The organism is Streptomyces sp. NP160, from assembly GCF_006335115.1.
In the GTDB taxonomy this organism is placed as follows: domain Bacteria; phylum Actinomycetota; class Actinomycetes; order Actinomycetales; family Quadrisphaeraceae; genus Quadrisphaera.
The window spans coordinates 18,124-44,799 of record NZ_VDMJ01000005.1 but is presented as its reverse complement, the minus strand read 5'-3'; the positions used below and the strand labels follow the sequence as shown (position 1 = coordinate 44,799).

27 protein-coding genes and 1 pseudogene are annotated in these 26,676 nt (G+C 73.5%); 8 read left to right on the top strand and 20 right to left on the bottom strand.

Annotated features, from left to right (window positions below; all coding sequences use genetic code 11):
• Positions 1-79: 79 nt before the first annotated feature.
• The 5 genes from FHN55_RS03180 to FHN55_RS03160 are packed head-to-tail and all read right to left on the bottom strand — an operon-like array spanning position 80 to position 3,747.
• Positions 80-412: a ferredoxin gene (locus FHN55_RS03180; RefSeq protein WP_257570662.1), complete on the bottom strand. Its 333-nt coding sequence runs from the start codon at positions 410-412 to the stop codon at positions 80-82.
• Positions 409-1,734: an NADH-ubiquinone oxidoreductase-F iron-sulfur binding region domain-containing protein gene (locus tag FHN55_RS03175; protein WP_139710735.1), complete on the bottom strand. Its 1,326-nt coding sequence runs from the start codon at positions 1,732-1,734 to the stop codon at positions 409-411. The genes FHN55_RS03180 and FHN55_RS03175 overlap by 4 nt, the downstream gene beginning before the upstream one ends.
• Complete coding sequence (locus FHN55_RS03170) at positions 1,731-2,411, bottom strand: ferric reductase-like transmembrane domain-containing protein (RefSeq protein ID WP_180357609.1); 681 nt, start codon at positions 2,409-2,411, stop codon at positions 1,731-1,733. The genes FHN55_RS03175 and FHN55_RS03170 overlap by 4 nt, the downstream gene beginning before the upstream one ends.
• The gene (locus FHN55_RS03165; protein WP_139710734.1) at positions 2,408-3,472 is read right to left on the bottom strand and encodes an FAD:protein FMN transferase; all 1,065 of its coding nucleotides are present in this window, start codon (positions 3,470-3,472) and stop codon (positions 2,408-2,410) included. Before FHN55_RS03165 ends, FHN55_RS03170 begins: the two co-directional genes overlap by 4 nt.
• Positions 3,469-3,747 (bottom strand): hypothetical protein, encoded by a 279-nt coding sequence (locus tag FHN55_RS03160; protein WP_139710732.1) that lies wholly within the window; start codon positions 3,745-3,747, stop codon positions 3,469-3,471. The genes FHN55_RS03165 and FHN55_RS03160 overlap by 4 nt, the downstream gene beginning before the upstream one ends.
• 551 nt (positions 3,748-4,298) lie before the next feature.
• Between FHN55_RS03160 and FHN55_RS23185 the strand changes: the two genes are divergently transcribed.
• On the top strand, positions 4,299-4,570 hold a 272-nt coding region (locus FHN55_RS23185; RefSeq protein ID WP_218974304.1), incomplete at its 5' end, for a hypothetical protein.
• A gap of 65 nt (positions 4,571-4,635) precedes the next feature.
• Positions 4,636-5,046, top strand: coding sequence for an acyl-CoA thioesterase (locus FHN55_RS03150; protein WP_139710728.1), 411 nt, complete (start codon positions 4,636-4,638; stop codon positions 5,044-5,046).
• Positions 5,047-5,109: 63 nt separating this feature from the next.
• On the opposite strand, the gene FHN55_RS03145 is transcribed toward FHN55_RS03150, so the two are convergent.
• The 12 genes from FHN55_RS03145 to iolC all read right to left on the bottom strand — a co-directional run bounded on the left by FHN55_RS03145 (position 5,110) and on the right by iolC (position 19,329).
• The gene (locus FHN55_RS03145) at positions 5,110-6,000 is read right to left on the bottom strand and encodes a sugar phosphate isomerase/epimerase family protein (protein WP_139710727.1); all 891 of its coding nucleotides are present in this window, start codon (positions 5,998-6,000) and stop codon (positions 5,110-5,112) included.
• 23 nt (positions 6,001-6,023) lie between these two features.
• On the bottom strand, positions 6,024-6,962 hold the full coding sequence (locus FHN55_RS03140) for a sugar phosphate isomerase/epimerase (protein WP_139710724.1): 939 nt from the start codon (positions 6,960-6,962) through the stop codon (positions 6,024-6,026).
• Positions 6,963-7,029: 67 nt separating this feature from the next.
• Complete coding sequence (locus FHN55_RS03135) at positions 7,030-7,845, bottom strand: ATP-binding cassette domain-containing protein (RefSeq protein WP_139710722.1); 816 nt, start codon at positions 7,843-7,845, stop codon at positions 7,030-7,032.
• A gap of 1 nt (position 7,846) precedes the next feature.
• Positions 7,847-8,905 carry an ABC transporter permease gene (locus FHN55_RS03130; protein ID WP_139710720.1) on the bottom strand — a complete coding sequence of 353 codons (1,059 nt, stop codon included), beginning with the start codon at positions 8,903-8,905 and terminating at the stop codon, positions 7,847-7,849.
• A 160-nt stretch (positions 8,906-9,065) separates the two neighbouring features.
• Complete coding sequence (locus tag FHN55_RS03125; RefSeq protein WP_139710718.1) at positions 9,066-10,061, bottom strand: substrate-binding domain-containing protein; 996 nt, start codon at positions 10,059-10,061, stop codon at positions 9,066-9,068.
• 657 nt (positions 10,062-10,718) lie between these two features.
• Positions 10,719-11,741, bottom strand: a complete 1,023-nt coding sequence (locus FHN55_RS03120; RefSeq protein ID WP_139710716.1) for a Gfo/Idh/MocA family protein — start codon at positions 11,739-11,741, stop codon at positions 10,719-10,721.
• A 101-nt stretch (positions 11,742-11,842) separates the two neighbouring features.
• A complete protein-coding gene (locus FHN55_RS03115) occupies positions 11,843-13,336 on the bottom strand; it encodes a CoA-acylating methylmalonate-semialdehyde dehydrogenase (protein ID WP_139710714.1) in 1,494 nt (497 codons plus the stop codon).
• 14 nt (positions 13,337-13,350) lie between these two features.
• Positions 13,351-15,318: a 3D-(3,5/4)-trihydroxycyclohexane-1,2-dione acylhydrolase (decyclizing) gene (iolD, locus tag FHN55_RS03110; protein ID WP_139710712.1), complete on the bottom strand. Its 1,968-nt coding sequence runs from the start codon at positions 15,316-15,318 to the stop codon at positions 13,351-13,353.
• Positions 15,315-16,253: a 5-deoxy-glucuronate isomerase gene (iolB, locus tag FHN55_RS03105; protein ID WP_139710710.1), complete on the bottom strand. Its 939-nt coding sequence runs from the start codon at positions 16,251-16,253 to the stop codon at positions 15,315-15,317. Before iolB ends, iolD begins: the two co-directional genes overlap by 4 nt.
• Positions 16,250-17,389: a transaldolase family protein gene (locus tag FHN55_RS03100; RefSeq protein ID WP_218974303.1), complete on the bottom strand. Its 1,140-nt coding sequence runs from the start codon at positions 17,387-17,389 to the stop codon at positions 16,250-16,252. The genes iolB and FHN55_RS03100 overlap by 4 nt, the downstream gene beginning before the upstream one ends.
• 22 nt (positions 17,390-17,411) lie before the next feature.
• Complete coding sequence (locus FHN55_RS03095) at positions 17,412-18,323, bottom strand: deoxyribose-phosphate aldolase (RefSeq protein WP_257570661.1); 912 nt, start codon at positions 18,321-18,323, stop codon at positions 17,412-17,414.
• Complete coding sequence (gene iolC, locus FHN55_RS03090; RefSeq protein ID WP_139710708.1) at positions 18,316-19,329, bottom strand: 5-dehydro-2-deoxygluconokinase; 1,014 nt, start codon at positions 19,327-19,329, stop codon at positions 18,316-18,318. The genes FHN55_RS03095 and iolC overlap by 8 nt, the downstream gene beginning before the upstream one ends.
• A gap of 215 nt (positions 19,330-19,544) precedes the next feature.
• Between iolC and FHN55_RS03085 the strand changes: the two genes are divergently transcribed.
• The 3 genes from FHN55_RS03085 (at position 19,545) to FHN55_RS03075 (ending at position 22,303) form a co-directional block, all read left to right on the top strand.
• Positions 19,545-20,306, top strand: coding sequence for a GntR family transcriptional regulator (locus FHN55_RS03085; protein WP_257570660.1), 762 nt, complete (start codon positions 19,545-19,547; stop codon positions 20,304-20,306).
• 29 nt (positions 20,307-20,335) lie between these two features.
• Positions 20,336-20,746, top strand: coding sequence for a universal stress protein (locus FHN55_RS03080; protein ID WP_139710706.1), 411 nt, complete (start codon positions 20,336-20,338; stop codon positions 20,744-20,746).
• Positions 20,747-20,872: 126 nt separating this feature from the next.
• Entirely contained in the window at positions 20,873-22,303 is a 1,431-nt protein-coding gene (locus FHN55_RS03075; protein ID WP_139710704.1) for a sugar porter family MFS transporter, read from the top strand.
• Positions 22,304-22,356: 53 nt separating this feature from the next.
• Here the strand turns inward: FHN55_RS03075 and FHN55_RS03070 are convergent, their stop codons facing one another.
• Entirely contained in the window at positions 22,357-23,142 is a 786-nt protein-coding gene (locus FHN55_RS03070) for a TIM barrel protein (RefSeq protein ID WP_139710961.1), read from the bottom strand.
• Between the two features lie 19 nt (positions 23,143-23,161).
• Positions 23,162-23,359, bottom strand: a pseudogene (locus FHN55_RS03065) (substrate-binding domain-containing protein); the annotation flags it as partial.
• 68 nt (positions 23,360-23,427) lie between these two features.
• Between FHN55_RS03065 and FHN55_RS23530 the strand changes: the two are divergent.
• Positions 23,428-23,562 (top strand): hypothetical protein, encoded by a 135-nt coding sequence (locus FHN55_RS23530; RefSeq protein WP_257570659.1) that lies wholly within the window; start codon positions 23,428-23,430, stop codon positions 23,560-23,562.
• A 53-nt stretch (positions 23,563-23,615) separates the two neighbouring features.
• Positions 23,616-24,200, top strand: a complete 585-nt coding sequence (locus tag FHN55_RS03055) for a DedA family protein (protein WP_180357607.1) — start codon at positions 23,616-23,618, stop codon at positions 24,198-24,200.
• Between the two features lie 17 nt (positions 24,201-24,217).
• Here the strand turns inward: FHN55_RS03055 and FHN55_RS03050 are convergent, their stop codons facing one another.
• Positions 24,218-25,252 (bottom strand): LacI family DNA-binding transcriptional regulator, encoded by a 1,035-nt coding sequence (locus tag FHN55_RS03050; protein WP_139710699.1) that lies wholly within the window; start codon positions 25,250-25,252, stop codon positions 24,218-24,220.
• A gap of 113 nt (positions 25,253-25,365) precedes the next feature.
• Here FHN55_RS03050 and FHN55_RS03045 point away from each other — a divergent pair, with 113 nt between their 5' ends.
• Entirely contained in the window at positions 25,366-26,589 is a 1,224-nt protein-coding gene (locus FHN55_RS03045) for a phytanoyl-CoA dioxygenase family protein (RefSeq protein WP_139710697.1), read from the top strand.
• The last annotated feature ends 87 nt before the right edge of the window (positions 26,590-26,676 follow it).

Genomic DNA, 26,676 nt, shown 5'->3' with positions numbered 1-26,676 from the left:
CGGGACGATCGTGGGTGGGCGCGCCCGCCCGCCTCTGGGAGGCCGCTGTGGCGGACCTGTGCGAGCGAGCGCCCCTCCCTCATCCCGCGGACTGCGGGAGCGCGTCGCCGCCCCGCAGTGACAGCGCCATCCGCGGGCACTCGGCGACGGCCAGGCGCGCGGCGCGCTGCAGGCGCCGGGGGACGGCGGGGGCGACCTCCCCGGTGGTCGAGACGGGGTAGCCCCAGTCGTCCTCGGCCAGCAGCTCCCCCAGCAGCTCGGTGCACAGGCCCCGGCCGTCGCAGCGGGTCCAGTCGACGTGCACCCTCTCCGCGACGGCGCCCGCGTCGGAGGTCCCGCCGGAGTCCGGGTCGGGCCCGGTGACGGCTCGCGGGGTGAGGTGCACGGGGATCTCTCGCGCCGTCCGGCTCACCGCCCCACCTCCGCCAGGCAGCCCCCGGCGAGGTGGGCCTGGACGTCGTCCGCGAAGGTCATGAGGGTGCTGCGCACCAGGCGGACCGACCCGCTGGGGTGGTGGCAGGCGCCGCGCCCCTCGACCAGGCCCGCCACGCGGTGCAGCTCGGAGACCCGGCGCTGCAGGCCCTCGCGGCTGTGCGGCCGCGATGGCTCCCTGGCACCGGCGTCGGCCAGCGCCGCCAGGTGCTCGGCCAGGGTGGGGAGGCCGTTGACGCACGGCCCGCACTGGCCGGCGGTCTGCCCTGCCAGGTAGCGCACCACGTCGGCACCCGCCCGCAGCCCGCAGGCGTGCGCCGGCAGGGCGATGACCACGCCCGCCCCGGGGTCGGCGCCCCAGGGGGCGAGCGCCGCGCGCGAGTGCGGCAGGTCCTCGGTGTGCGGTGCCCGCTCGCCGTACGGCACCCAGCCTCCGTGGTACCCGCCCACGAGCAGCGCGGTCAGGGGCTCGGTCGGCCCTCCGGCACGCGCCAGGACGTCGCGCAGCGGCGCACCACCGGGCACCTCGGTGACCTGCGGTGAGCGCACGGCGCCGCTGACGGTGACGAGGCGCGTCCCCGGCTCGTCCGCGGTGCCCGCCGACCGGAACCACGCGGCACCGTGGCGGGCGAGCAGCGCCAGGTGCGCCAGCGTCTCGACGTTCATCACGAGCGTGGGGCGGCCGGGGCGCCGAGCGGTCCCGGACCCGACGAGCCGCGGCGGCGGCCAGGGCGTGCGCGGAAGGGCGGGACCACCGGCCACGGCGGCCGCCACCGCCGAGGACTGCCCGGCCACGAACCGGTCCGGGGCCACCGCCGGCTCGGCCGACACCTCGTCGACCGCCGCGCGCTCGGCGAGGACCGGCGCGAGGCAGCGCAGCACCTCCACAGGGGCGTACAGGTGGGCTCCGGTACCACCGGCGGCTCCCCCGACGGCGCGGACCGCCAGAGCCAGACCGTCCAGCACGAGGTGCGGTGCGTGGGCGAGCAGGGCGTGGTCCTTGCTGCTGGCGGGCTCCCCCTCGGCACCGTTGGCGACGACGACGGGTGAGGCCCCCCGCGCCCGTGCGCCGAGCAGGGCTGCGAGCTTGCGGCCGGCGGGGAAGGCGGCGCCTCCGCGTCCGGTGAGGCCGGCCTCGAGCGCCAGCTCCACCACCCGCTGGGCCGGGAGCTCGGCCGCGCCGGGCAGCGGGCCGACGAGCGCGAGGTGTCCCGCCAGGTCGCGGGTCGCGCACGCCACGAGGCGAGCGCTCCCTTCCGGCGGCGTCGACAGCGAGGGGGCCGTCTCGGCCGGCGCGCTCATCGCCGTCCGCCCGCGCCGACGGGCTGGCGGATGGACTGGCGGGTGGGCCGGTCGACCGGGTCGCGGTGGAGCCCGGACAGGTGCGGTGGGAGGTCAGCCGCCCTCGAGCCGAAGGACCGCGCGGCAGCGGCACGCGGCGGCAGCACTCGTCGCGGCAGGAGGCGCAGCACCACCGCGCCTCCTGCGGCAGCGGTGCAGGTGACGACCAACACGGTCATCCACGGGGTGCCCGCGTCCGTGCCCGTGCCCAGGGCGTGGAGCACCGCGCTCGGCCCGCACAGGTAGGCGGCCCAGTGCACGGCCCGCCAGGCGCGGTGCCCCAGCCGGTGGCGCAGCAGGCTCGTGGCCACGAGCGCGAGGACCAGGTCGAGGGAGAGCGTGCCGAGCCCGAGCCAGAACGGGTTCCACGCGCCCAGGAACGGCACGACCAGGTCGACCACCCGGAGCTGGACGTACGGGTCGACCAGCATGGTCACCACGTGCATCACGAGGAAGGCGAGCGCCGAGAGGCTCAGCCAGCGGTGGACCGCCGCCACGCCCGCGCGCGGCAGGCCGGGGGCGCCGTCACCGCGTCGCACGAGCACCCCGGCCACGACGACCGCGGTGAACAGCAGCAGCGCCGCGACACCGGTGCCGCGCCCGAGGTACCAGAGGGCGTCGACGAGGGTCTCGCTCACCGCCGGACCCCCTCGCGCGGCCACGCACCGACCAGGTGCACCACGCCGTCGGCCCCGACGAGGCGGGCGGTCGCGTGCTGCTGCTCCAGCCACGCCGGGGCGAGGGTGCCGAGCACGACCGCCGCGGTGCTGAGCGCGTTGGCCTCCGCGCACGAGGCGGCGACCACCGTCGCGGTGCGCCACACGGGCTCCGCGGGCAGCCCCGTGGCGGGATCGAGCACGTGGTGCGCCGGCCCGTGCGGGGTGGCCCAGCGGCGGTGGAGCGTGGAGGAGGTGGCCACGCCGCGCGCACCACCGAGCGCGAGGCGGCTGAGCGGCTCGCCGTCCCCGTCCTGCACGTCCACCTGCCAGCCCCCGTCGGGCTCCTGGCCGGCCGTGGCCACGTCGCCACCGAGACTGACCAGGGCACCCCCGCCGAAGCGCTCGACGACCGCGCGTGCGCACAGGTCGGCCGTGCGCGCCTTGGCGGTGGCGCCCAGGTCGAGCAGCACCCCCGCCGGCAGCCAGAGCAGCGCCCGCTGGCTGGGCGTCGCGCCGGGGAGGACGACGACGTCGCGCCACGCGGCCGCCGGGCGCGGCAGCGCCGACGGGTCGGCGCTGGCGGTGGCGCGCACCGCCCGGAAGGGCGCGGGCCCACCGGGAGCCGGGGACCCGGCACCAGCTGCGGGTCGGGCCCGGACGGCGTCGAGGTCGTCGTCGTAGCCGAGGGCGACCAGGTGCTGGCCCAGGGTCGGGTCGACGGCGCCGCCGGTGCGCTCCGCGGCGTCCAGGGCCACCTCGACGAGGTCGGCGAGCACCGCGCTGACGCGCACGGGAGCCCCAGCGGCCGACGCTGCCCGGACGATCTCGGAGTCGGGGCGGAAGCGGCTGGCAGCGGCGTCGACGGCGGCCAGCCGGCCCTCCACCAGGGCCTGAGCGGCGGGGAGGGCGGCCGGGTCGGTGACCACCAGCCGTGCCGTCGTCGTCCACACCGACCACTCGGCGGCCGCGGTCCTGGCGCCGCTGGGCCGCCGGGACGTCCTCCGGGAGCGGCGGGGGCGGTCGAGGACGGCGCTGCTCATGACCCGCTCGATCCGGCGTCGGCCGAGGAGCGGGAGCTGCCGCCGGAGACCCAGCCCCGGGCGGTGGTGGAGGTGGTCCCGCTCGTGCCGCCGGTGCCGCTGTCCGCGGTCGCGCCGGTCGTGGAGGCGGCGGCCTCCGTGGTGGAGGCCTCGGCCGCGGCCACACCCGCCACGGTGACCGCGCCCACCAGTGCGGCGCCCGTGGCCACCGCCACGACGACCCCCGCCCGTCTCCTGCTCTCCTCGCGCGCGCCGATCACGGTGACCACTCCCATCCGCCTCTGGTGGTGAGCCGCACTCCCGCGGCTCCCCCGACGGTCGGGGCCCCCGGTGGTGCCGGTCTGGGCAGCTGCTGTTCATCGCCTGTGGGACCTAGCGGCGCCGCGACCTGTGCGCCGGGTATCAACCTCCTAAGGATCGCCGCGGACTCCTCGCGGCGGCGGAGGCTGTCGCCGATGGGTGGGGCGACCCAGTCCGACCACCCCGGAGGAGAGCCCGATGAGTCTGTCGACCACCACCAGCACCACCTGGGCGAGCGCCGCAGCCACCGCTGCCCGGGCGGCCACCGCCGCCGCCACGTCCTCGAGCAGCCGCCAGGAGCGCGTGCCCGGTCACGTCAGGACCGCCGCAGGGGCCCTCGGCATGGACGTCAGCGACCTCGTGAGCTCCCTGGAGAGCGGCAAGAGCCTGTTCGACCTCGCCGACGACCAGGGCGTCTCGCGCAGCGACCTCGTCGCCGCGCTCAAGGCCGGTGCCCCGCAGGAGCTGCAGGAGAGCGCCGACGCCGACGCGATGATCGAGGCGCTGGCCTCCACCAGCGGCGTNNACGCCGCTGGTGGAGGCCAGGGCCCTGGGGGGCACCAGGGCCCCCCGCCTCCGTCCGGCGGGACCACCGGGGTCCTCAGCGGGTCGTTGACGAGCACGCAGCAGAGCACGCTGGTCGCCCTCAGCGACCTGCTCGGCACCGACGCGGGCTGGCTGCTCGGTCAGCTCCAGTCCGGGACGGACCTCACCGACCTGCTCTCGGCGAAGGGCGTCACCCTCGACCAGCTCTCCTCGAAGCTGGAGGAGGGCCTGCTCATCGACACCCGGGCCTGATGCGCCTTCCCCAGCACCGCCTCATCGCCTACTATTCCCATATGTCAGGACAAAGTGCGGACGCTATGGCGGAGACGAGCTTCCGCACGCGCAAATGGGTGCGCCCCGAGGACCTCAACGCCAACGACACGCTCTTCGGCGGCAGCGTGCTGCGCTGGGTCGACGAGGAGGCGGCGATCTACGCGATCCTGCAGCTGGGCAACCACCGCGTGGTCACGAAGTACATGTCGTCCGTGGAGTTCGTCTCCTCGGCCCGCCTCGGCGACCTCGTCGAGCTGGGGCTCACGGCCACGCGCTTCGGGCGGACGTCGCTGACCATGCGCGTCGAGGTGCGGAACATGGTGACCCACGCGCCGATCGTCACCGTCGACGAGGTCGTGTTCGTGAACATGGGCACCGACGGACGCCCGGCCCCTCACGGGTTCACCGAGGCCACGCAGACGCGCGACCGAGTGCCTCGCGACCGCCAGGGATGACGGCGTGCGCCCCGCCTCGGAGGACCGGGCGGGGCGCACGCCGTCAGGGTGCCACTGGGCCGGTCAGGCGGACGCGGCGCGGGCACGAGCGGTGGCGAGCCCATCGCGCATCGCGGCGAGCTGGTAGCGCGAGACCGCCTCGGCGTCCTCGTCCTCGGCGAAGACGCTGGAGCACATGACCGTGTCGTCGCGCTGGTCGAAGCCCAGGCGCACGAGGCCGTCGAAGAAGGCGTCGAAGTCGACGTCGCCGTCGCCCACCTTGAGGTGGCTGTGCACGCGCACGGCGTTGCCGGGCGGGTTGGTGATGTAGCGCAGCCCGTGGGAGCGGGTGTGGTCGAAGGTGTCGGAGACGTGGACCAGCTGCAGCAGGTCGCCAGCGGCCTCCATGACCACCTCGGCGGGGTGGCCGTGGTGGAAGGTGTGGCTCGCCACGTAGACGAAGCCGACGTTCGGGCTGTTCAGCCCCCGGATGACCCGCAGCGCCTCCAGGCCGTCCTCGACGAAGTCGTCGGGGTGCGGGTCGATGAGCACACGGACGCCCTCGCGCTCGATGATCGGGAGCAGCTCCTCCATGGAGCGGTAGAACGCCGCGTCGGAGCGCTCGGACTGCTCGGGGCGCCCGGAGAACTCCGTGCCGATGACGTCGACACCCAGGTCGACCGTGATCTGGATGACGCGCTTCCACGCGCGCACCGCGGCCTCGCGGTCGACCTCGTCCGGCCCGGACCAGCGCAGCACGGGCAGCACCGAGGCGATGCCCACGCCGGCGGCGTCGCACTCGGCCTTGAACCGCTTGACGAGGGCGTCGTCGGCGCGGGGGTGGCGGAAGAACGGGATGACGTCGCGGTGCGGCGTGAGCTGCAGGTGCTCGAACCCGAGCTCGGCGGCCAGGCGCGGCAACTCGAGCAGGGAGTGGCTGTGGTGGAACGGCGTGGGGTCGAGGGCGATCTTCACAGCGGGCCTCCTCAGCTGGCCGGTCAGCGGGTGCGTGCAGCGGGGCTGCCGGCGAGCAGGTGCTGCAGGGTGCGGGTGGCGATGGGCAGCGGGTCGTCCAGGGACCTGACCGGGTACATGTCCTGCTCGACGACGGCGAAGACGTCGGGCCCCACCAGCTCGGACACCAGGTCGACCACGGGCGGCAGCGGGGGGTCGCCAGCTCCCCCGTCGGTCGGCTCGCACATGACGCCCTGCTGCACCGCGATGGCGAAGGGGGTGTCGTTCTTGAGCGCCGCGGCGCGCAGCGTCGGGTCGACCTGCTTGAGGTGCAGGTACCCGATGCGGTCCGGACGATCGCGGATGATCTTCGTGGTGTCGCCCAGGTAGTAGGCGAAGTGACCCGTGTCGAGGCAGAGGTTGGTGTACCGGGGGTCGGTCTCGTCGAGGAAGCGCTCCACCTCGGCGTGGGTGCCCACGTGGCTGTCGGCGTGGGAGTGGAACTGCTGGTGCAGCCCGAACTGCTCCAGCAGGGCCTTGCCGAGCTCGTCGTGACCGGCCGCGAGGCGCTTCCACTGGTCGTCGTCGAGCGTGCGGGCCTCGAGGGCCTCCGCCGTGGCGTCGGAGCGCCAGAGGTCGGGGATGACGACGAGGTGCTCCGCGCCCAGCGCGGTGGTCAGCTCCGCCACGCGCAGCGCCTGCTCCCACGCGGCCGACCACTGGTCGCCCTCCTTGTGGAAGCCGGTGAAGACCGTGCCGCCGACCAGCTCCAGGTCCCGCTTGCCGAGCTCGTCGCGCAGGCGCTCGGGGTCGGTGGGGAGGTAGCCGTAGGGGCCCAGCTCGATGAGGTGGTACCCGGCGGCCGCCACCTCGTCGAGGAAGCGCTCCCACGGCACCTGCCGCGGGTCGTCGGGGAACCACACACCCCAGGAGTCGGGGGCGGTGCCGATGCGGAGTCCGGGGGTGCCGGGGGTGGTGCTCATCGTCGGGGTTCCTCGCAGACGGGATCTGGTCAGCGGCGGTCAGGTGGAGGTGGCGGGTGGTGCCGGGTCAGCGCTTGAGCTCGTGGGCGAGCTCCGCGAGCTCCTGGCCGCCGGCCATCTCGGCGGTGAGCTCCTCGAGGGAGACCTCCGAGCGCTTCCTGTCGAGCACGCGGCGGCCCAGCTTGAGGATGATGAAGTGGTTGCCCACCAGGTAGGCGTGGTGCGGGTTGTGGGTGATGAAGACGACGCCCAGACCGGCGTCGCGGGCCGCGGCGGTGTACTTCAGCACCACGCCCGACTGCTTGACGCCCAGTGCGGCGGTGGGCTCGTCGAGGATGAGCACCCGGGCGCCGAAGTAGACGGCGCGGGCGATGGCCACGCACTGGCGCTGGCCGCCGGACAGCGTGCCGATCGGCTGGTCGATGTCCTTCACGTGGATCCCCATCTTCTGCAGCTCCTCGTCGGCGATGCGCTTCATCGCCTTGATGTCGAGGGGCGCCAGCGGGTAGTTCCCCTTGCGGATCTCCGACCCGAGGAAGAAGTTGCGCCACACCTCCATGAGACCGACCACGGCGAGGTCCTGGTAAACGGTGGCGATGCCCTTCGCGAGCGACTCGCGCGGCGAGCCGAACGTCACCTCCTCGCCGTCGACCACGAACGTCCCCTCGGAGTGCGAGTGCAACCCGGACATGATCTTGATGAGGGTCGACTTGCCGGCGCCGTTGTCCCCCAGCACGCAGGTGACCTCACCTGCGTTGACGCGCAGGTCGATCCCCTCGAGCGCGCGGATGGCCCCGTAGACCTTGCCCACGCCGCTCATCTGGATGAGGGGCGCGCCGGCCGTCAGGTCCTTGTCTGCGTGCTCGGCGATCGTGTCAGTCATCTCAGACCCTCCGCGCTGCGACGTTCTTGATGTACAGGTTGACCAGCACGGCGAGCAGGAGCATCACGCCGAGGAAGGTCTTGAACCAGTTCGGGTCCCAGCCGGCGTAGACGATGCCCTGGGTGGTCATCCCGAAGATGATCGCGCCGATCGCCGACCCGACCGCCGAGCCGTAGCCCCCGGTGAGGAGGGCGCCACCGACCACCGCGGCGATGATGTAGACGAACTCGTTGCCCACGCCGACACCGGACTGGACGGTGCTGAAGGCGAAGAGCAGGTGCATGCCGAGGAACCAGGCCAGGAAGGCCACGCCCATGAAGAGGCCGATCTTCACCTTCCGGACGGGGACGCCGACGGCGCGAGCGCTCGCCTGGTTGCCGCCGACCGCGGTGATCCAGTTGCCCACGCGGGTGCGGAGCAGCACCCAGGTGGCGACGAGGGTGAAGACGACCCACCAGAGCACGGTGATCTTGAGGTTGAGGGGGCCCAGCGACAGCGTGCCGGCGAAGACGGCCCTGGCCGACGCGAAGCCGTCCATGTCGCTGATGTTGGCGGTGGCCACGGTGCCGGTGAGCAGCTTGGTGACGCCGAGGTTGACGCCCTGGAGCACGAAGAAGCTGCTCAGGGTCACGAGGAAGCTCGGGATGCCGGTCCGCATCACCAGCCACCCGTTGACGAAGCCGATGGCGAGGGCGACGACGAGGGACACCAGCACTCCCACCCAGACGTTGAGCGAGAGCTGGTAGCTGGTGATGGCCGCCGTCAGGGCGGAGGTCGTCACGGCGACGCCCGAGGACAGGTCGAACTCACCACCGATCATGAGCAGCGCGACCCCCACGGCGACGATGCCGATGGTCGAGCTGGCGTACAGCACGGTGGAGAGCGCTGCGAGGCTGCGGAAGGCCGGCGCAGCGCCGAGGAAGAAGATGGCGATGACGATGGCCGCTGCAGCGGCGCCGATCTCGGGTCGGGCGAGGACCTGACCGAGGAGGGACCGGCGAGCGCGCTGAGGAGACGCAGGAGCCGGTGACGGGTTCTTGGTCGCCACGGTGGTGGACATGGCCGTTCATCTCCAAGTCGGTCGTGGTCGGTGGGGCGGGACGGGTGGAGCGAGTCTTCGCGCCTCCTTCGGCGCGGGGAAGTGCTCGCGAGGGGAGGGGGCTGCCGCCCGGCCTCCGCAGCAGGACGGGGGGACGGCGGCGCCGTCCCCCCGTCCGCGCTCAGCGGGTGTTGTTCTTGGCGTACTCGACGATCGGGCCGATGTTCGTCGAGTCGACGATCGACGGGCCGGTCAGCGTGGGCTTGCCACCGCCGATGTCGTTGCCGTTCGAGAGGTTCAGCCACAGAGCGGTCACCGCCATGTAGCCCTGCACGTAGGGCTGCTGGTCGACTGAGAACTCGATGCTGCCGTCCTGGATGGCCTGGGCGGCGTCGGCATTGAGGTCGAAGGTGATGATCTTCGCCTGGCTGCCCGCGTCCGCCTTCGCCTGGAGCGCGGTCATGGCGATCGGCGCACCCAGCGTCACGATGTCGGTGATGGCGGTGTCCTGCTGGAGCTTGGCCTGCAATGTGGACTGCACCGCGGTGAGGTCCTCGCCGTTGACGTAGAGGACCTCGGTGTTGCCGGCGGTCTTGGTGACGCCGTTGCAGCGGGCGTCCAGGGCCACCGAGCCCTGGGCCTGGATGACGCAGAGGGTCTTGGTGCCGCCATCGGCCTTGATCTTCTGACCGACGGTCTGGCCCGCGAGATCCTCGTCGGAGCCGAAGTACATGGTGACGCCGTACTTGCTGTAGTCACTGATGCCCGAGTTGAAGGCGACCACGGGGATGCCCGCTCCGATCGCCGCCTGCGCGGCCGGGCCGACGCTGTCCGGGGTGGCCATCGTGGTGGCGATGCCGTCGACCTCGCTGTCCACGGCGTTCTGGATCAGCGTCGCCTGCTTCGCGCCGTCGGGGTCGTTCGAGTACTTGAGGTCGATGCCGTGGGCGGTCGCCGCGGCCTCGGCGCCGGCGCGGATCTTGTCCCAGAAGGAGTCGCCGGCCTGCTCGTGGGTGACCATGGCGATCGTGTAGGACGTGCCGCCCGCCGCCGGGGCAGCGCTGCCGCCGTCGTCGGCCTGGTCCTGCTGGGCGCCGCCCGAGCTGCTGCAGGCGGCGAGCGCCAGCGCGCCGACCACACCGAGAGCGGCGAGGCGCAGGGTCTTCGAGATCCTCATGGGGGGTCCTTCCGTCGGCTGCGCAGGGCACCGGTGTCCGCGCGGGCGAGCGTCGTCGTTCGTTCCGGGCGCTGGTGCGCAGCTGCATCGCGGTGATCACGTCGTCAGTTCCTCGGCGACGTCGCCGTGGTGCTGGGTGCGGTGCAGCGGTCCGGAGACCGTTGGGGGGACTTCATGCTCATGTCCTTACATGCGCACAAGGCAGACTTTGACACAGCCTCCGGAGAGCGTCAAGGGTGCTCTTGGACCGGTCCACTCCGGAGGCTGGTGCAGAGGCCGAGGAGGGCCACCCGTGACCGACGCGACCAGGCTCATCGACCTCCTGAAACCGTTCGACCGCCGTCGGGCAGCGCTCCCGAGCGAGCGGGCGAGACCGGGCCTGTCACAGGTGGCCAGGGCGATGACCGGCCGGCCTGCCGCTGAGGTCGCGCCAGCCCTGGAAGGGCGGTCAGGGCTGCGGGTGCCGCGCCGGACGTCCGCGCCGTGGCCGAGCTCGCCGAAGAGGTGGAGCGAGGACGGGACCCGTTCCGCGAAGGCGCCTGAGCCGCTCGCTCCGCCGCGGAGCGGGCGGGCCGCCGGAGGTCCCGGAGGACGACGAAGGGGGTGGGTGCGNNCGCACCCACCCCCTTCGTCGACCGTCCTGCGCGGGCTGCCGGCTCAGGGCCGCTGCGCGAGCCTGACCTCGGTGCGCTGGCCCGAGCGCAGCGCCTCGACGCCGGCGGTCGTGACCGCCGTGGCCGCGTAGCCGTCCCACGCGGTCGGGCCGGTGACCGTGCCGCGGCGGGCGGCGTCCGCCCAGGCCTGGAACTCGAGGTCGTAGGCGGCCTCGAAGCGCTCCTTGAACGACGGGGGCACGGAGCGGCCGCGCGAGGCGCTGCCGGTACCACCGCGGGCGACGACCGGGCCGCCCTCCAGGCCGATCATCGCGGTCCCGCGCTCGGCGACGAGCTCGGTGCGAACCTCGTACCCGAGGCCGGTGGCCACGTTGACCTCGACATCGACCACAGCGCCGCTCTCGGTCTCCAGCAGGGCGAACGTCGGGTCGGACAGACCGTCCGGGACGTCTCGGCGCGAGCGGGGGTGGATCACGGTGATGGCCGTGATCTCCTCGCCGAGGAGGAAGCGGGTGCAGTCGACCTCGTGGACGAGGCTGTCGAGCACCACCATCTCCGAGGTGAAGTGCGGCGGCACCGACGCGTTGCGGTGGGCGCAGTGGAGCATCAGCGGGCGGCCGAGCTCGTCGGACTCCACCAGGCGCCGCAGCGCCGCGTACTCCGGGTCGAACCGGCGCATGAACCCGACCTGGACGAGGCGGCGCCCCGTCGCGCGCTCGGCCTCCACCAGGCGCAGCGAGCTCTCGACGTCGGTGGTCAGGGGCTTCTCGCACAGCACCGGCGTGCCGCGCTCGAGACAGGCCAGGACCAGCTCCTCGTGGGTGTTCCCCGGCGTGGCGATGACGACGGCGTCGACCTCGTCGTCGGTGATGGCGGCCAGCGGGTCGGAGGCGACCCTCACGCCCGGCCAGGCGGCAGCGACCTTCTCGGCGGTGGCGGGGAAGGCGTCGGCCACCACCACGGCGCGGGCCCCGGCGGTGCGGGTCTGCAGGCGGCGGACGTGGTCAGCGCCCATCATCCCGACACCCACGACGGCGACGCGCAAGTCGGACAGCTCCTCGGTCATGCTCTGGTGCTCCTCAGATCACGGGCCGAGGCGGCCGAACGCCCATGATCACCGTGATCATGGGCGTCGGGCTGCCCCGGCAGGGGGTCGGGCGGGACGGGTCAGGCGTTGGTGGGGAAGCCCAGGTTCAGGCCCGCGTGGGACGGGTCCAGCCAGCGCGTCGTGACGACCTTGCCGCGCGTGAAGAAGTGCACACCCTCGGCGCCGTGGGCGTGGGTGTCACCGAACAGGGAGTTCTTCCAGCCGCCGAAGGAGTAGTAGGCCATCGGCACCGGCACAGGCACGTTGATCCCGATCATGCCGACGGTCACCTCGTTGGCGAAGCGCCGCGCGGCACCACCGTCGTTGGTGAAGATGGCCACCCCGTTGCCGTACGGGTTGGCGTTGATCATGTCGACGGCGTCGGTGTAGGACTCCACGCGCAGCACCGACAGCACCGGACCGAAGATCTCCTCGGTGTAGGCCCGCGACGTCGTCGGCACCCGGTCCAGCAGGGTGGGACCCAGGAAGAACCCCGAGCCGTCCGCGTCCGGGGTGATCGTGCGCCCGTCGACGACGACGTCGGCGCCGTCGGCGGCGGCGACGTCGATGTAGGAGGCCACCTTGTCGCGGTGCACCTTCGTCACCAGCGGGCCCATGTCGCAGCTGCGGCGCCCGTCACCCGTGCGGATCTTCCCGGCGCGGTCTGCGATCTTGGCGACGAGCTCGTCGGCGATCCCGCCGACCGCGACCAGCGCCGAGATGGCCATGCACCGCTCCCCGGCAGAGCCGAAGCCTGCGTTGACGGCCTGGTCGGCGGCAAGGTCGAGGTCGGCGTCGGGCAGCACCACCATGTGGTTCTTGGCCCCGCCCAGCGCCTGCACGCGCTTGCCGGCCGCGGTGCCGCGCTCGTAGACGTACTTGGCGATCGGGGTGGATCCCACGAAGGAGACCGAGGCGACGTCGGGGTGGTCCAGCAGCCCGTCCACGGCGACCTTGTCGCCCTGCAGCACGGTGAAGACGCCGTCGGGCAGGCCGGCCTCCTTCCACAGCTGCGCGATGAACAGCGAGGCGCTGGGGTCCTTCTCGCTGGGCTTGAGGACCACGGTGTTGCCGGTGGCGATCGCGACGGGGAAGAACCACATCGGGACCATCGCGGGGAAGTTGAACGGGCTGATGACCGCCGTCACGCCCAGGGGCTGGCGGACCGAGTGCACGTCGACGTTGGTGGAGGCGTTCTCGGTGAAGCCGCCCTTGAGCAGGTGGGGGATCCCGCAGGCGAACTCCACCACCTCCTGGCCGCGGGCGACCTCCCCGGCGGCGTCGGAGACGACCTTGCCGTGCTCGGCGGTGATGATCGCGGCCAGCTCGGGGGCGCGATCGTTGAGCAGCTCCCGGAACTTGAAGAGCACCTGGGTGCGCTTGGCCAGGGACGTGTCACGCCAGGCCGGGAACGCCTTCTTGGCCGAGGCGACCGCGGCCTCGACGTCGGAAGGCTCGGCGAGCACCACCTGGCGGGAGACCTCGCCGGTGGCGGGGTCGAACACGTCGGCGGTGCGGGTGGAGGCGCCGGAGGTGGCAGCTCCGTCGATCCAGTGCTGGACGGTCTCGCTCATGGCTCTCTCTCGCCTCAGTTCTTCTCGGAGGGCTTCAGGCCCGACGGCCTCAGGAACGGGCGCTGCCGCGCCTTGTGCTGCTCGTAGACCCCGCGGGCGCGCTGGGTGCTCTCGAGCGCGGAGATCTCGCTGACCGGCACGTCCCACCAGCTCTCGCTGGAGGGCGCGTCGACGAACGGGTCGGTGTCGACGTGGATGACCGTCGACTCGGTGGACGCCTTGGCGTCCAGGACTGCGGCCTCCAGCTCTTTGCGGGTGCTGGTGCGCACCACGTGGATGCCGAGGCTGGCGGCGTTGGCGGCCAGGTCGACGGGGAGGAAGTCTCCGTCGAGGCGGCCGGAGGACGTGCGGGCCCGGTACCGGGTGCCGAACCGCTGGCTGCCTAGCTGCTCCGACAGGGAGCCGATCGAGGCGTACCCGTGGTTCTGGACGAGCACGACGATGATCTTGACGCCCTCCTGGACGGCGGTCACCAGCTCGGTGGCCATCATGAGGTAGGAGCCGTCACCGACCATCACGAAGACGTCGCGGGGTGCGGCGCCGTGGCGCGCGTCGTCCTCCGCCGCCATCGCGACGCCGATGCCGCCGGCCACCTCGTAGCCCATGCAGGAGTAGCCGTACTCGACGTGGTACCCCTTCGCGTCGCGCACCTGCCACAGCTTGTGGAGGTCACCGGGCATGGAGCCGGCGGCGCACACCACGACGTCGCGCGGGTCGGACAGCTCGTTGACGGTCCCCAGCACCTGGTTCTGATCGGGCTGGACGTCGAGGTCACCAGTCGACCCTGCGGAGTCCCGCGCGTAGACCGACGCGACGGTCGCGTCCCACGCGGCCTTGAGCTCCGCGGTGCGGGCGCGGTGGGCGTCACCGACGTCGTACCCGTCGAGCCCGGAGGCCAGGGCCTCCAGCCCCTCCCTGGCGTCGGCCACGACGGACACCGCGGAGTGCTTCGCGGCGTCGAGCGAGGCGACGTTCAGGGTCACGAACCGCACGTCCGGGTTCTGGAACGCCGTGCGCGAGGCGGTGGTGAAGTCCTGGAAGCGGGTGCCCACGCCGATGACGACGTCGGCCTCGCGGGCCAGCGCGTTGGCCGCCGTCGTCCCGGTCGAGCCGATGGCACCCACCGACTGCGGGTGGTCGAAGGGCAGCGCGCCCTTGCCGGCCTGGCTCTGCCCCACGGGGATGCCCGTGGCCTCGGCGAGGGCGGCCAGGGCTGCCTGGGCGCCGGAGTAGTGGACGCCACCCCCAGCGACCAGCAGCGGGTTCCTGGCCGACCGGATGACCTCGACGGCGCGGGCGAGCGCGGCCTTCTCGGGCAGCGGGCGCCCCACGTGCCAGGTGCGCTCGGCGAAGAGGTCGTCGTCCCAGTCGTGGGCCTCGGCCTGCACGTCCTGCGGGAAGCAGACCGTGACGGCGCCGGTCTCGGCCGGGTCGGTGAGGACGCGCATCGCGCCGAGCAGCGCGCCGGGCAGCTGCTCGGGGCGCCAGACCCTGTCGAAGTAGCGCGACAGCGGGCGGAAGGCGTCGTTGACGGTCACGTCGCCCGAGGCGGGGAGCTCGAGCTCCTGCAGCAGCGGCCCGGCGGAGCGGGTGGCGAAGGTGTCGGCGGGCAGCAGCAGCACCGGCAGGCGGTTGATGGTGGCCAGCGCGGCGCCGGTGAGCATGTTGGTGGACCCGGGGCCCACCGAGGCGGTGACCGCCCAGGCCTGCAAGCGGTCCTTGGCGCGGGCGTAGGCGACGGCGGTGTGCACCATCGCCTGCTCGTTGCGCCCGAGGACGTAGGGCAGTCCGGGCTCCCGTCCGGCCTCGAGGGCCTCGAGCTCGTCCTGCAGCAGCGCCTGGCCGAGGCCGGCGACGTTGCCGTGGCCGAAGATGCCGAGGGCACCGGCGAAGAGCTTGGTGCGCACGCCGTCGCGCTCGACGAACTGGTGGGCGAGGAACCTGACGGTCGCCTGGGCGACCGTGAGGCGGGTCGTGGTCATCGGGGGTCTCCGAGGGGCAGCCGGGGATCGGTGGGCTGGTCGGCCCAGGTGGAGCGCACCCAGGCGTGGTCCGGATCGTCGACGATGCGCCAGGCGCGGCCGTCGGCGGGTCCCGCCATCGCGTTCAGGTAGTACAGGTGGTTGCCCGGGGAGGCCATGCACGGGCCGTGCCAGCCGTGGGGCACGAGCACCGTGTCGCGGTCGCGGACCTCGACCAGCACGTCGATGGCCCTGCCCTGGCGGTCCTCGACCTCAGGCGTCGAGTACGTCCGGTGGTAGCCGACGCCGGGCTCGCCCGACGGCCCAGGAGCCACCTCGAAGTAGTAGACCTCCTCGAGCTCGCTCTCGTGCTCGGTGGTCTCGTCGTGCTTGTGCGGCGGGTAGCTCGACCAGTTGCCGCCCGGGGTGATGACCTCGACAGCGACGAGCTTGCTGGCCACGTCGACGTCGGCGGAGGCGAAGTTGCGCACCTCGCGGGTGCACGTGCCGGCGCCGCGGAGCTCCACGGCCACCTCGTCGGCGGCGATGTGGCGGACGGGCTTGCGGACGCCGTCCGGGAGCACGCCTGTCTTGGCGCCGGGCACACCGACGCGGGCGCCGTCGCCGTCCGGTGAGGTGCTCAGCCTGGCCTGGGAGCCGGCGGGCAGGTAGAGGACGTCCGTCGGCCCCGAGAACACGGAGGCGCGTCCGGCGAGCTCGTACCGGTCGTCCTGTCCCGCCGGGCCCCCGACGGAGACGGTCAGGCCTCCGCGCAGCGGGACGAGCACCACCTCGTCGTCACCGGTGTCGAGGTGGACCTCCTGGCCGGGGGCCAGGTCGGCGGCGCGCAGCGAGGTCCACCCCCACCCAGCCGCCTCGGGGGTGACGCTGACGTCCCAGACGCCGTCGGCGGAGGCGCCGGCGGGCAGGTGCAGGTCGTCGTTCTGTGAGGTCACGGGGCTACCAGCACGTCCCGCACGATGGCGTCCAGCTGGGCGTCGGCCTCGAGGAACTGGCGCAGCGTCTTGCGGGTGGCGCCGTACTCCTCGAACTCCTCCACGGTCATGCCGTCGACCTCGTAGGCCTTGGTGAACTCCGAGATGGTGCGCAGCGCCGCGAGGTGCTCCTCGGCGACCGGCTCGTCGATGGCGCGGGGGTTCACCGGGAGGTCGTTCTCGTTGAAGCGCGCCTGCCAGTCGAACGGCGGGGAGACCACGAGGTCACCGCCCTGCAGCTCGCTCCACTGCATGGAGTTGCGGAAGGCGGCCGAGAGGATGCGCACCCGGTAGCCCCGCTCCACGAAGAGGTGGTGGGCCTTCTTCAGCGCGGCGACGCCGGCCCACTCGAGGTGGCCCGGGTCGACGAGGATGCGCTGCTTGGCGACGTACGCCTTCAGCCAGTCGTCGAGTCGGCCGCCCATGATCGTGCAGACGTGGCCGAACTCCGGCATCGGAAGGCCCTCGGCCTCGCGGCGGGCCATGCCCCGCTCGATGGCCTCGGCCACGGCGATGGCCTGGGGCACGGTGAACGAGACGGTGGCGTTGAGGGAGACGCCGCGGTAGGCGGCCTCCTCCATGGCCTGGATGCCGGTCTTGGTGGCGGGGATCTTCACGATGATGTTCTTCGCGAGCCCCGAGAAGCGCTCGGCCTGGTCGGCCAGGGCGGCGGCGTCGCGGTGGAGGCGCGGGTCGGTCTGCATCGACAGGCGGCCGTTGCGACCCCCCGACGCCTCGAAGGCGGGCTCGAGCAGCTTCGCGGCCTCGACCGAGAGCTCCTCGACGACCATCCAGCCCAGCGCGGACTCCCCGGCGGTGGGGTTCTCGGCGGCGAGCTCGCGCAGGCGGGCGGTCCAGCGCGGCCTGTCGGCGTTGATGGCCGCCAGGGCGATGACCGGGTTGCACGTGGCGCCGACGGCGCCCCAGGCGATGGACCTGCTCAGCTCGCCGATCTCGGCGGAGTCGTTCCACAGCGCCGTGGGCGTGCTGGCCGCAGCGACGGCAGTCGGCAGGTGCGCCTGCGACGGGTCGAGGCTGGGCAGCGGGTTGGCGCTGGCGGCGCTCTGGCCGGCGGGCGCGGGTGCGGTGGTGGTCACGGGACGGTCCTCCTGGGAAGGGTCAGCGGACGAGGGAGACGGCGGTGTCGACGGCTGCGGCGACGTCGTCGTCGGGGGGGAACAGCAGGGCGCGGCCGACGACGAGGCCCCGCACCGCAGGCAGCGCCAGGGCGCGGCGCCAGGTCTCGTAGGTCGCGTCGGGGGCGGCGACCGGGTCGCCGCCCAGGATCAGGGTGGGCAGCGTGGTGGCCTCCATGACGCGCTCCATGTCGTCGACCACGGGCAGCTTCATCCAGGTGCGGGCCGAGGACGCACCGATGCCCTGACCGACGTGGATGGAGGTGATGACCCCCTCCGGCGACAGGTCGTTGACCACCTTGCGGCCGTCGCGGAAGCTGACGAAGGGCTCGACCATGGCGACCTTGCCGGCGCGGTTGAGGTCGGTGACCGCCTTGGCGCACGTCTCCATCGTGGCCACCGTGCTGGGGTCGTCGCGGTCGATGCGGAGCAGCATCTTGCCGGCGTCGAAACCGGACTCGACGATCCCGGGCACGTCGTAGGCGGTCATGCGGTCGTCCATCTCGAACACCGAGCCGGCCAGCCCGCCGCGGTTCATGGATGCGATGACGACCTTGTCCTCCAGGGCGCCGAGCAGCAAGAGGTCCTCAGCGATGTCGGCGGTGGCGAGCAGCCCGTCGACGCCCGGGCGCGCCAGCGCCGTGCGGAGCCTGTCGAGCAGCTCGGTGCGGCTGGCCATGGCGTCGGCGCGTCCGCGCGCCGAGAGGGCGCCGCGAGCGGGGTGGTCCGCCGCGACCACCATGAGGCGTCCGTCCTCCGGCACGAAGGAGGGCCGGCGCACGCGGTCGGCCAGCGCGGCTGCAACGGCCTCGGGGTGGCGCGCTCGCAGCTCGGTGACCTCGGCGTACGTCCTGGCCCTGGGCGCCGGCAGCACCGGGGTCTGGGTGTCAGGCACGGGAGGACTCCTCGGCGTGGTGGGTGCGGTGGGCGGACACGTGAGCGGCGATCTCGCCGGCGGTGGGCATGGCCGTCGAGCACTCCAGGCGTGAGGCCACGATGGCTCCGGCGGCGTTGCAGCGGGCCAGCAGCTCGGCGAGGGGCAGGTGGGCGAGCAGACCGTGGATGAGCGAGCCGCCGAAGGCGTCCCCCGCTCCCAGCCCGTTGACGACGTCGACCGGGGTGGCGGGGACGACGACGCGCTCGTCGCGGGTGGCGCCGAGCACCCCGCGCGGACCCTGCTTCACGACGGCCAGCTGGACCCCGAGGTCCAGCAGGGCGTCGGCGGCCGCGTCGGCGTCGTCCTCGCCCGTCGCCACCCAGCACTCTTCGCGGTTGCCCACGGCGACCGTGACCTGCGGAAGAGTGCGCTGTGCCTGCTCTCGGGCGGCGTCGACACCACCAGCGCCGAGCCAGAAGTCCGACCGGTAGTCGAGGTCGAGGACGGTGTGGGCACCACCGGCCGCCGACGCGGCGCCGGAGCGCGCCTCCAGCGCCGCGTGGTGCGCAGAGCGGCTGGGCTCCTCGGACAGGCCCGTCAGCGTCACCCAGAGCAGATCGGCTCCGGTGACGGCGTCGAGGTCGAGGTCGGACTCCTCGAGCTGGAGGTCAGGAGCGGTGGGGCGGCGGTAGAACCAGATCGGGAAGTGGTCCGGCGGGAAGATCTCGCAGAACGTCACCGGGGTCAGGTGCGCGGGGTCGGTGGCGATGAGCGCGTCGTCGACGCCCAGCTCGCGCAGCGCCCGGCGAACGAAGCGGCCGAAGGGGTCGTCACCGACACCGGAGAGGAGCGCGGGGCGGCGACCGAGGCGGGCCGCAGCGACCGCAACGTTGGCGGCGCTGCCACCGAGGAACTTGCCGAACGTCTCGACGTCCTCCAGGCCGACCCCGGTCTGGAGGGGGTAGACGTCGACGCCGCAGCGTCCGACGACCAGCACCTCGGGGGCGGCGGCGGGCGTGCTCACTCAAGACCTCCACGTCGTCGTGCGGCTGGGGTTGCGGCGGGTGCGGCGGGCGGCGCGCGGAACGGCTCCTGGCCGGCAGCACCGCCGATGACGACCCTCCTCCCGCCAGCCGTCACCTGTCAAGTGTTGTCCTGACATACGGTCCTCTGGTCCTTCGGAGCGCAAACCCTCCGCGGTCCTGGCCCTCACGGCGCTCGGCCTGCGATGATGCGGCGATGAGCAGCACCGCCGCGCCGGACCTCGCCGCGATGCTGGCGCGCGGCATCGACAGGTCGAGCCCCGTGCCGCTCTACCACCAGCTCGCAGAGCTGCTCCGTGGAGCCATCTCGGACGGCACGCTGGCCCCGGGCTCGCGCCTGGAGAACGAGGTCGCGCTGGCCGAGCGCCTGGGCCTGTCCCGCCCGACCATGCGGCAGGCGCTGCAGGAGCTGGTCGACAAGGGCCTGCTGGTGAGGCGCCGCGGCGTGGGCACCCAGGTGGTGCACCCACACGTCAACCGGTCGATGGCTCTGACGAGCCTGCACGACGACCTCGCCCGCAGCGGACGCACCCCCACCACCGAGGTGCTCGACTACGACGTCACCCCTGCGACCCACGAGCTGGCAGAGGCCCTGGGCATCGCCCCCGGGACGGACGTCGTGACGGTGCGGCGGCTGCGCTCGGCCGACGGCGAGCCGCTGGCCATCCTCACCAACCACATCCCCGCCGCGACCGCACCGACCCGCGAGCAGCTCGAGGCCGAGGGCCTCTACGAGGTCATGCGGGCCCGCGGCGTGCAGTTCCGCGTGGCTCGCCAGAGCGTCGGGGCCCGCCTGGCGTCGGCCACCGAGGCCCGCCTCCTGCACGAACGACCTCGCGCGGCACTGGTGACCATGCACCGCACCGCCTACGACGACGCGGGCTCCGTGATCGAAGTGGGCGACCACGTCTACCGAGCCTCCCGCTACGCCTTCGAGACCACCCTCGTCGACCGCTGAGGCCGACCACCCCCACCGAGGAGCACCGCATGACCGTCGTCGTCGGATACGTCCCCAGCAGCAGCGGCCGCGCGGCGGTGCTGGCCGGCATCGAGCAGGCCAGGGCCTTCGACGTCCCGCTCGTGGTGGTGAACACCGACAGCGGGCGCGGAGCCGGGGCCACCGACGGTCCGGCCCTCGTCGAGGACACGCACCTCGAGGTGCTGCGCCGCACGCTGGACGAGTCGGGTGTGCGCGCCGAGGTGCGCCAGGAGCCGCGCGCGGAGCCGGCGGAGGCCCTCCTCGACGTGGCCGCGGAGGTGAGGGCGCGGTGCATCGTCATCGGCCTGCGGCCCCGCTCCATGGTCTCGAAGCTGCTGCTCGGCAGCACCGCCCAGCAGGTGCTGCTCCACGCCACCTGCCCGGTGGTCGTGGTGAAGGCCGAGCCTGAGACCGCCTGATGCGAGGGTGTTTGATGGATTGACCTGACAAATACGTCGACGTACGGTCGCTCCAGCCGCTGGTCCGCCGGCCCGGTGGCGCCGGGGTGCCCGCAAGGCACCCGAGCCGACGCGCGAGGGAGCGCCATGACGACGACGTCCGCCCGAGGGGCCAGCGGAGGACCCGCGACGAGCCACGGCGCCTTCCTGGTGCGCCTGACCGCCATCGCCACCCTGGGTGGTCTGCTGTTCGGCTACGACACCGGCGTCATCGCCGGCGCGCTGCTGACCATGCCGGACGACCTGGGCCTCACCACGGTGCAGACGGCGACGGTGGTCACCGTGCTGCTGCTCCCGGGCGCCGCGCTCGGTGCGTTGTCCGCCGGTCGCGTCGCGGACCGGATCGGTCGGCGCACCACCCTGCTGGTCTGCGGTGCCATCTTCCTCGTGGGGGCGCTCGGGTGTGCTCTGGCCCCCGGGTTCGCGGTGCTGGTCGCGTCCCGCTTCGTCGTCGGCCTGGGCGTCGGCGCCGCAGCGGTGATCTGCCCGGTCTACCTGGCCGAGATGGCCCCCGCGGAGAAGCGCGCCCGCATCGTCACCATCAACGAGCTCATGATCGTCACCGGACAGCTCCTCGCCTTCGCCATCAACGCGGGCATCGGCGCGCTCGTCGACCACCCCGGCAACTGGCGCGTCATGCTGGGCGTCGCCGCCGTCCCTGCCGTCGGCCTCCTCCTGGGCATGGCCGCCCTGCCCGAGTCGCCGCGCTGGCTGGCCCTGCGCGGTCGCACGGAGGACGCTCGCGCCGTGCTCCTGCGCAGCCGCAGCGCCGCGGAGGCTGAGCGCGAGCTCGGCGAGATCTCCCACCTCGCCACGGAGGACCGCGCCGCCGCCCGCACCTCGATCCGCTCGGTGCTGTGCCAGAACCCGTGGATGCGCCGTCTGGTGTGGATCGGCGTCGGGCTCGCCGCCGTCCAGCAGGCCACCGGCATCAACACGGTGAACTACTACGGCACGCAGATCCTGGCCAACACCGGTCTCGGCGACCAGGTGGCGCTCGTGTCCACCATCGCGATCGGCGTCACGTCGGTGACGATGACGCTGCTCGGCATCTGGCTGCTGGGCTTCGTGAGCCGTCGACGGATGCTGCTCACCGGCTTCGCCGGCGTCGTCGGTTCCCAGGTCGCGCTGGCACTGGTGTTCCTGCTTCCCCAGTCGACCGGGCGCAGCTTCGTGATCCTCGGCGCGATGCTCGTCTTCGTCGCCTTCGTGCAGTGCTTCGTCGGCACGGGCGTCTGGCTCATGCTGTCGGAAATCTTCCCGCTGGCCATCCGCGGCTTCGCGATGGGCCTGTCCGTCTTCGTGCTCTGGGTCGTCAACGGCGGGATCTCCTTCGCCTTCGAGCCGACCACGGAAGCCCTGGGCTCCACGACGACGTTCCTGCTGTTCGCGGCCGTCAACGTGGTGTCACTCCTCTTCGTCCTGCGGTGCGCCCCTGAGACCAGGGGACACACCCTCGAGTCCCTCGAGGAGCACCTGCGCACCCCTGTCGGAGGCGTGCGCGCCGTCAGCCGCTGACGCTCAGCCCCCGTCTCCGGCGGTCGGGACTCCCCCGGCCCGTCGGGCTGGCGTCAGGGCGTGAAGGCGCTGCGGAAGTCCTCCAGTGCCGCCTCGTCGTCGCCGCGGGCGAAGGCCTCCAGCGCCACCACGCCCTCGTAGCCGAGGCGTTCCAGTGCCGCGGCGACCGCGGGGTAGTGCACCTCGCCGGTGCCCGGCTGGCAGCGGCCCGGGACGTCGGCGACCTGGACCTCCCCGATCCACGGCAGCGCCCTCTCCACCAGGTCCACGAGGTTCCCCTCGCCGATCTGCGCGTGGTAGAGGTCGAGGTTCAGCTTCAACCACGGCGACGCGACCGCCTCGACCAGCGCGAGCGTCTCGGCGGCCCTCGCGAACGGCACCCCCGGGTGGTCGACGGCGGTGTTGAGGTTCTCCAGCACGAAGACCTGCTGGTGCGCCTCGCCCAGGGCGGCCAGCGCCTCCAGGGTCCTCGCGGCGCGCAGCCACATCGCCGGGGTGGCCCCCGCGCCGTCGACGGCGACGACGGGAAGACCCTCACCGTCCAGGCCCGTGCCGTGCACGTTGAGGCGCTCCACGCCGAGCCGCTCGGCTACGCCGAGGGCGTCGCGCGCGGTGGTGAGGAGCCGCTCGGCGCCGGCGTCGTCGGCGAGGGTGCCCTCGGCGTAGCCCGTCATCGAGGAGTACCAGGTGCCGCTCTCGCGCAGGGCGGCCAGCGAGTCGACGTCCTTCGTGCGCCAGTCCCACAGCACCACGCCGTAGCCGAGCTCGGTCAGGCGCTGCACGCGCCGCTCGAAGGGCAGGTCGAGCAGCACCATCTCCGCGCACACCGCGAGCCTCATCGCCACCACTCCCTCGTGATCAGAGCCGACCCGTCGAGCCGCGCACCACCGGGCGGGGCGCGATTACGACGTCGACGGGATCTTCCCGGTCGCCGTCCAGCCTCTCGACAGCGGTCCTCACCGCGGCCGCCGCGAGCGCGCCCGGGACCTGGCTGACGGAGGTCAGCCGGACATGCCCCAGGCGGGCGAGCGTGATGTCGTCGTAGTCCACCACTGAGAGGTCCTCACCCTCCCGCGGACCGGTGCCCTGACCGAGCGGACGGCGTCGACCTCCGGGCGGAGCTCTTGCTCGCCCCGCACGAGGTCGACCCGGACACGAAGGTCGACATCGAGCACGAGGACACCGCGCTCGGCCGCATCGAGCGCCTGCGGGTGGCCGCCGACACCCTGGCCCGCGCCCGCGCCGCCGCGGGCGTCTGACCGGCGGGGGCAGGAACGGGAAGCAGGCCGGGTCCCACCGCGTTGGCCGCACCGTGGGACTCGGCCGGACGGCGCTGCTCGGACTCGGCGTGCTGGTCGGCTCGGCGGTCCCGTTCGTCCCCACCGGCGAGGTGGTGAGCGCCGCGGCCACCCTCGCGTCGGGCTCGTGGCTCGACCTGGTGGTCGTCTTCGCCGTCGTCCTCGTGGCCTCCGTGCTCGGTGACAGCACCATGCTCCTCGGCGCCGGGGCGGCCGCCCGCTTCGTGACGCCCGCCCAGCGCGCCTGGCTGGGCGCCCGGCGCCTGGCCCCCGCGGTGCACCGAGCCCGGGCGAGCATCGCGTCGCACGCCCCGCAGGCCGTGCTGACGGGACGCCTCGTCCCCGGCGGGCGCGCGCCCGTGATCATCGCACTGGGCATCGCCCGGTACCCGGTGGGGCGCTTCATGGCCGCCGACGCCCTCGCGTGCGGCGCGTGGGCCGGCATCTACGTGGCGCTCGGAGCCCTCGGCGGGCGCATCTCGGGGCACCCGCTGCTCGGCGTCGCGGTGGCGGTGGTGTGCGCGGTGGCGCTGGGCCTCGGCATCTCGCAGGTGCAGCGCCTGCGCGAGCAGCACCGCGCGCAGCGTCCGGCCGCCTGACCGCTGCGCACGAGGGCTCAGCGCAGCGGCACGTTGAAGCGCGTCACCACCTGCACCGGGGCCGCCCAGGAGCGCACCGGGCCGGGCAGGCCGCCGCGGGACTGCAGCAGCACCCGCGCCGCCCGGCGCAGGTGCGTGCGCAGCTCGTGGTGCAGCACCGCGGAGACCCGTCCGGAGCGCAGCAGCGCCAGGTGCTCGGCGGCGAGGTCGTGCACGACGACGACGCGCGGCTCGTGCCCGTGCCGCGCGAGCGCGTCGAGCACGGCGGTGACGCCCCCGGCACCGGCGTACACGGCGTACACGGCCCCGACGCCGCACTCGTCGTCGGCGAGGGTCACGCGCAGGTCGTCGACCACGGCGCGGGCGCGGGTCGCGTCGTCACGGACCTCCAGCACGCGGCGAGGGCCGAGCACCTCGGCGAAGCCGGCGGCGCGCTCGTCCTCGCCGAGGTCAGCACCGCTGCCGCGCACCACGAGCACCGCCGGCGCCGCGGTGGTGCAGGGCGGCCCGAGCCACTGGTCGACGAGGTGCGCGGCGGTCCGGCCCGCACCCCGGTTGTCCAGGCCCACGTACGCCGTGCGGGGCGAGCCCAGCAGGTCGGTGACCAGCGTGACCACGGGCACGTCGGCCTCGGCGAGCCCGCCGACGGCGGCCACCACGTCGGGGTGCTGCGGTGCCTTGAGCACCACCCCGTCGGACCCGGTGGAGGCAGCCTTCAGCAGCGCCGCCGCGACGGGTGCGGGGTCGGCGCCGTCGAGCAGGTGGAAGCGGGCCCTCACCACGGCGGGCCGCAGCCCGGGCAGCTCGGCCTCGAGCGCGGCGCGCACCTCCACGGAGAAGCGCAGCGGCGCCTGGACCACCACGTCAAGCACCCAGGTGCGGCCGCCGAGGCGGAGCTGGTCGGCCTGCCTCTGCAGGTCGGCGACGGCGCGCTCCACCTGGCGGGCCGTGGAGGCGCGCACCCCCGAGCGTCCGTGCAGGGCCCTGTCGACCGTGGCCTCGGACAGACCGGACTGCGCGGCGATCTCGCGGACGCGGAAGGGGTGGCGCACCCGCTCAGCATGCCGGCCGCTGAGGGCTTTCTGAGGGGTTCCGCGGCTCCGCTCCTGCCACCGCGCGCCTAGCGTCCTGCGCAGCACCCCGCTCGACGACGAGAGGCACCCCGATGACCGCCACCCCGCTGCGCGCGACCCCCTCGGCGTCCCGGTCGCGCACGCACCTGCCCACCGGCTGGTACTCCGCCGAGGACTGCTCCCTCGAGGACTTCCGCGCGGTCGTCGAGGGGGGGCTCGCCGAGACCACCCTGGAGCAGTACCCGTGCGCGGACGCGCTCGAGCAGGGTGTGCTGGTCTACGGGTCGCGGCTGCGCGAGCGCACCACCACCCGCGAGGGCCGCCGCGAGGTCCAGGCCGAGCTGGCCCGGGCTCTGGCGGACGGGCCCGGCATCGTCGTGTTCAAGGACGCCTTCACGCACGACGTGGTGGAGGCCGCCACCGACGCCTTCCGCGCGATGATCGAGGAGCAGAAGGCCGCGGGCACGGCCTCGGGAGACCACTTCGCCAAGCCCGGCGCCAACGACAGGGTGTGGGGGGCGCTGGACAAGCTGGCCGTGCGCGCCCCGGAGGTCTTCGCCGCGTACTACGCCAACGACCTGCTGGCCCTGGTCTGCGAGGCCTGGCTCGGCCGCGGCTACCAGGTGACCTCGCAGGTCAACGTGGTCAACCCGGGCGGCCAGGCGCAGACCGCGCACCGCGACTACCACCTGGGGTTCATGGACCAGGCGCAGGCGCTGGCCCACCCGGCGCAGGTGCACGCGCTCTCCCCCGTGCTCACGCTGCAGGGCGCGGTGGCCCACGTGGACATGCCCGTGGAGACCGGGCCGACGCTGTACCTGCCGCACTCGCAGAAGTTCCCCGCGGGCTACGTCGCCTTCCACCAGCCGGAGTTCACCGGGTACTTCCTCGAGCACTTCGTGCAGCTGCCGCTGGCCAAGGGAGACGCCGCCTTCTTCAACCCGGCCCTCTTCCACGCGGCGGGCACCAACCGCAGCGCGGACGTGCGGCGCATGGCCAACCTCCTGCAGGTGTCCTCGGGCTTCGGCCGGGCGATGGAGGACGTCGACAGGGCAGCGGCCTCGAAGGCGCTGTTCGGCGTGCTGAGCGCCCAGGCGGCCGGCGGCGTCGGCGAGCGCTCCCTGCGCAACGTCGTGGCCGCCTCGGCGGAGGACTACGCCTTCCCCACCAACCTCGACCGGGACCAGCCGATCGGGGGCCTGGCCCCGCAGACGCAGGCCGAGCTGGTGTGGCAGGCGCTGTCGGAGGGCTGGGGAGCTGCGCGGTTCGAGGAGGCCCTCGACGCGCAGGCCGCGCGGCGCCGATCCGCCGTCTGACCCGCGCCCCCGCCTGGGACGTGAACGGGTGGGTCTTGACGGTATGACCTGACAACTCGCTAGCATCGCCCCGGCGCCGAGGCGCCC

Excerpts from the sequence above, each read along its gene's own strand:
- FHN55_RS03175 (WP_139710735.1), bottom strand. The coding sequence starts at position 1,734 with ATGAGCGCGCCGGCCGAGACGGCCCCCTCGCTGTCGACGCCGCCGGAA.
- FHN55_RS03165 (WP_139710734.1), bottom strand. The coding sequence starts at position 3,472 with ATGAGCAGCGCCGTCCTCGACCGCCCCCGCCGCTCCCGGAGGACGTCC.
- FHN55_RS03160 (WP_139710732.1), bottom strand. The coding sequence starts at position 3,747 with ATGGGAGTGGTCACCGTGATCGGCGCGCGCGAGGAGAGCAGGAGACGG.
- FHN55_RS03150 (WP_139710728.1), top strand. The coding sequence starts at position 4,636 with ATGGCGGAGACGAGCTTCCGCACGCGCAAATGGGTGCGCCCCGAGGAC.
- FHN55_RS03140 (WP_139710724.1), bottom strand. The coding sequence starts at position 6,962 with ATGAGCACCACCCCCGGCACCCCCGGACTCCGCATCGGCACCGCCCCC.
- FHN55_RS03135 (WP_139710722.1), bottom strand. The coding sequence starts at position 7,845 with ATGACTGACACGATCGCCGAGCACGCAGACAAGGACCTGACGGCCGGC.
- FHN55_RS03130 (WP_139710720.1), bottom strand. The coding sequence starts at position 8,905 with ATGTCCACCACCGTGGCGACCAAGAACCCGTCACCGGCTCCTGCGTCT.
- FHN55_RS03125 (WP_139710718.1), bottom strand. The coding sequence starts at position 10,061 with ATGAGGATCTCGAAGACCCTGCGCCTCGCCGCTCTCGGTGTGGTCGGC.
- FHN55_RS03120 (WP_139710716.1), bottom strand. The coding sequence starts at position 11,741 with ATGACCGAGGAGCTGTCCGACTTGCGCGTCGCCGTCGTGGGTGTCGGG.
- FHN55_RS03115 (WP_139710714.1), bottom strand. The coding sequence starts at position 13,336 with ATGAGCGAGACCGTCCAGCACTGGATCGACGGAGCTGCCACCTCCGGC.
- iolD (WP_139710712.1), bottom strand. The coding sequence starts at position 15,318 with ATGACCACGACCCGCCTCACGGTCGCCCAGGCGACCGTCAGGTTCCTC.
- FHN55_RS03085 (WP_257570660.1), top strand. The coding sequence starts at position 19,545 with ATGAGCAGCACCGCCGCGCCGGACCTCGCCGCGATGCTGGCGCGCGGC.
- FHN55_RS03080 (WP_139710706.1), top strand. The coding sequence starts at position 20,336 with ATGACCGTCGTCGTCGGATACGTCCCCAGCAGCAGCGGCCGCGCGGCG.
- FHN55_RS03075 (WP_139710704.1), top strand. The coding sequence starts at position 20,873 with ATGACGACGACGTCCGCCCGAGGGGCCAGCGGAGGACCCGCGACGAGC.
- FHN55_RS03070 (WP_139710961.1), bottom strand. The coding sequence starts at position 23,142 with ATGAGGCTCGCGGTGTGCGCGGAGATGGTGCTGCTCGACCTGCCCTTC.
- FHN55_RS03045 (WP_139710697.1), top strand. The coding sequence starts at position 25,366 with ATGACCGCCACCCCGCTGCGCGCGACCCCCTCGGCGTCCCGGTCGCGC.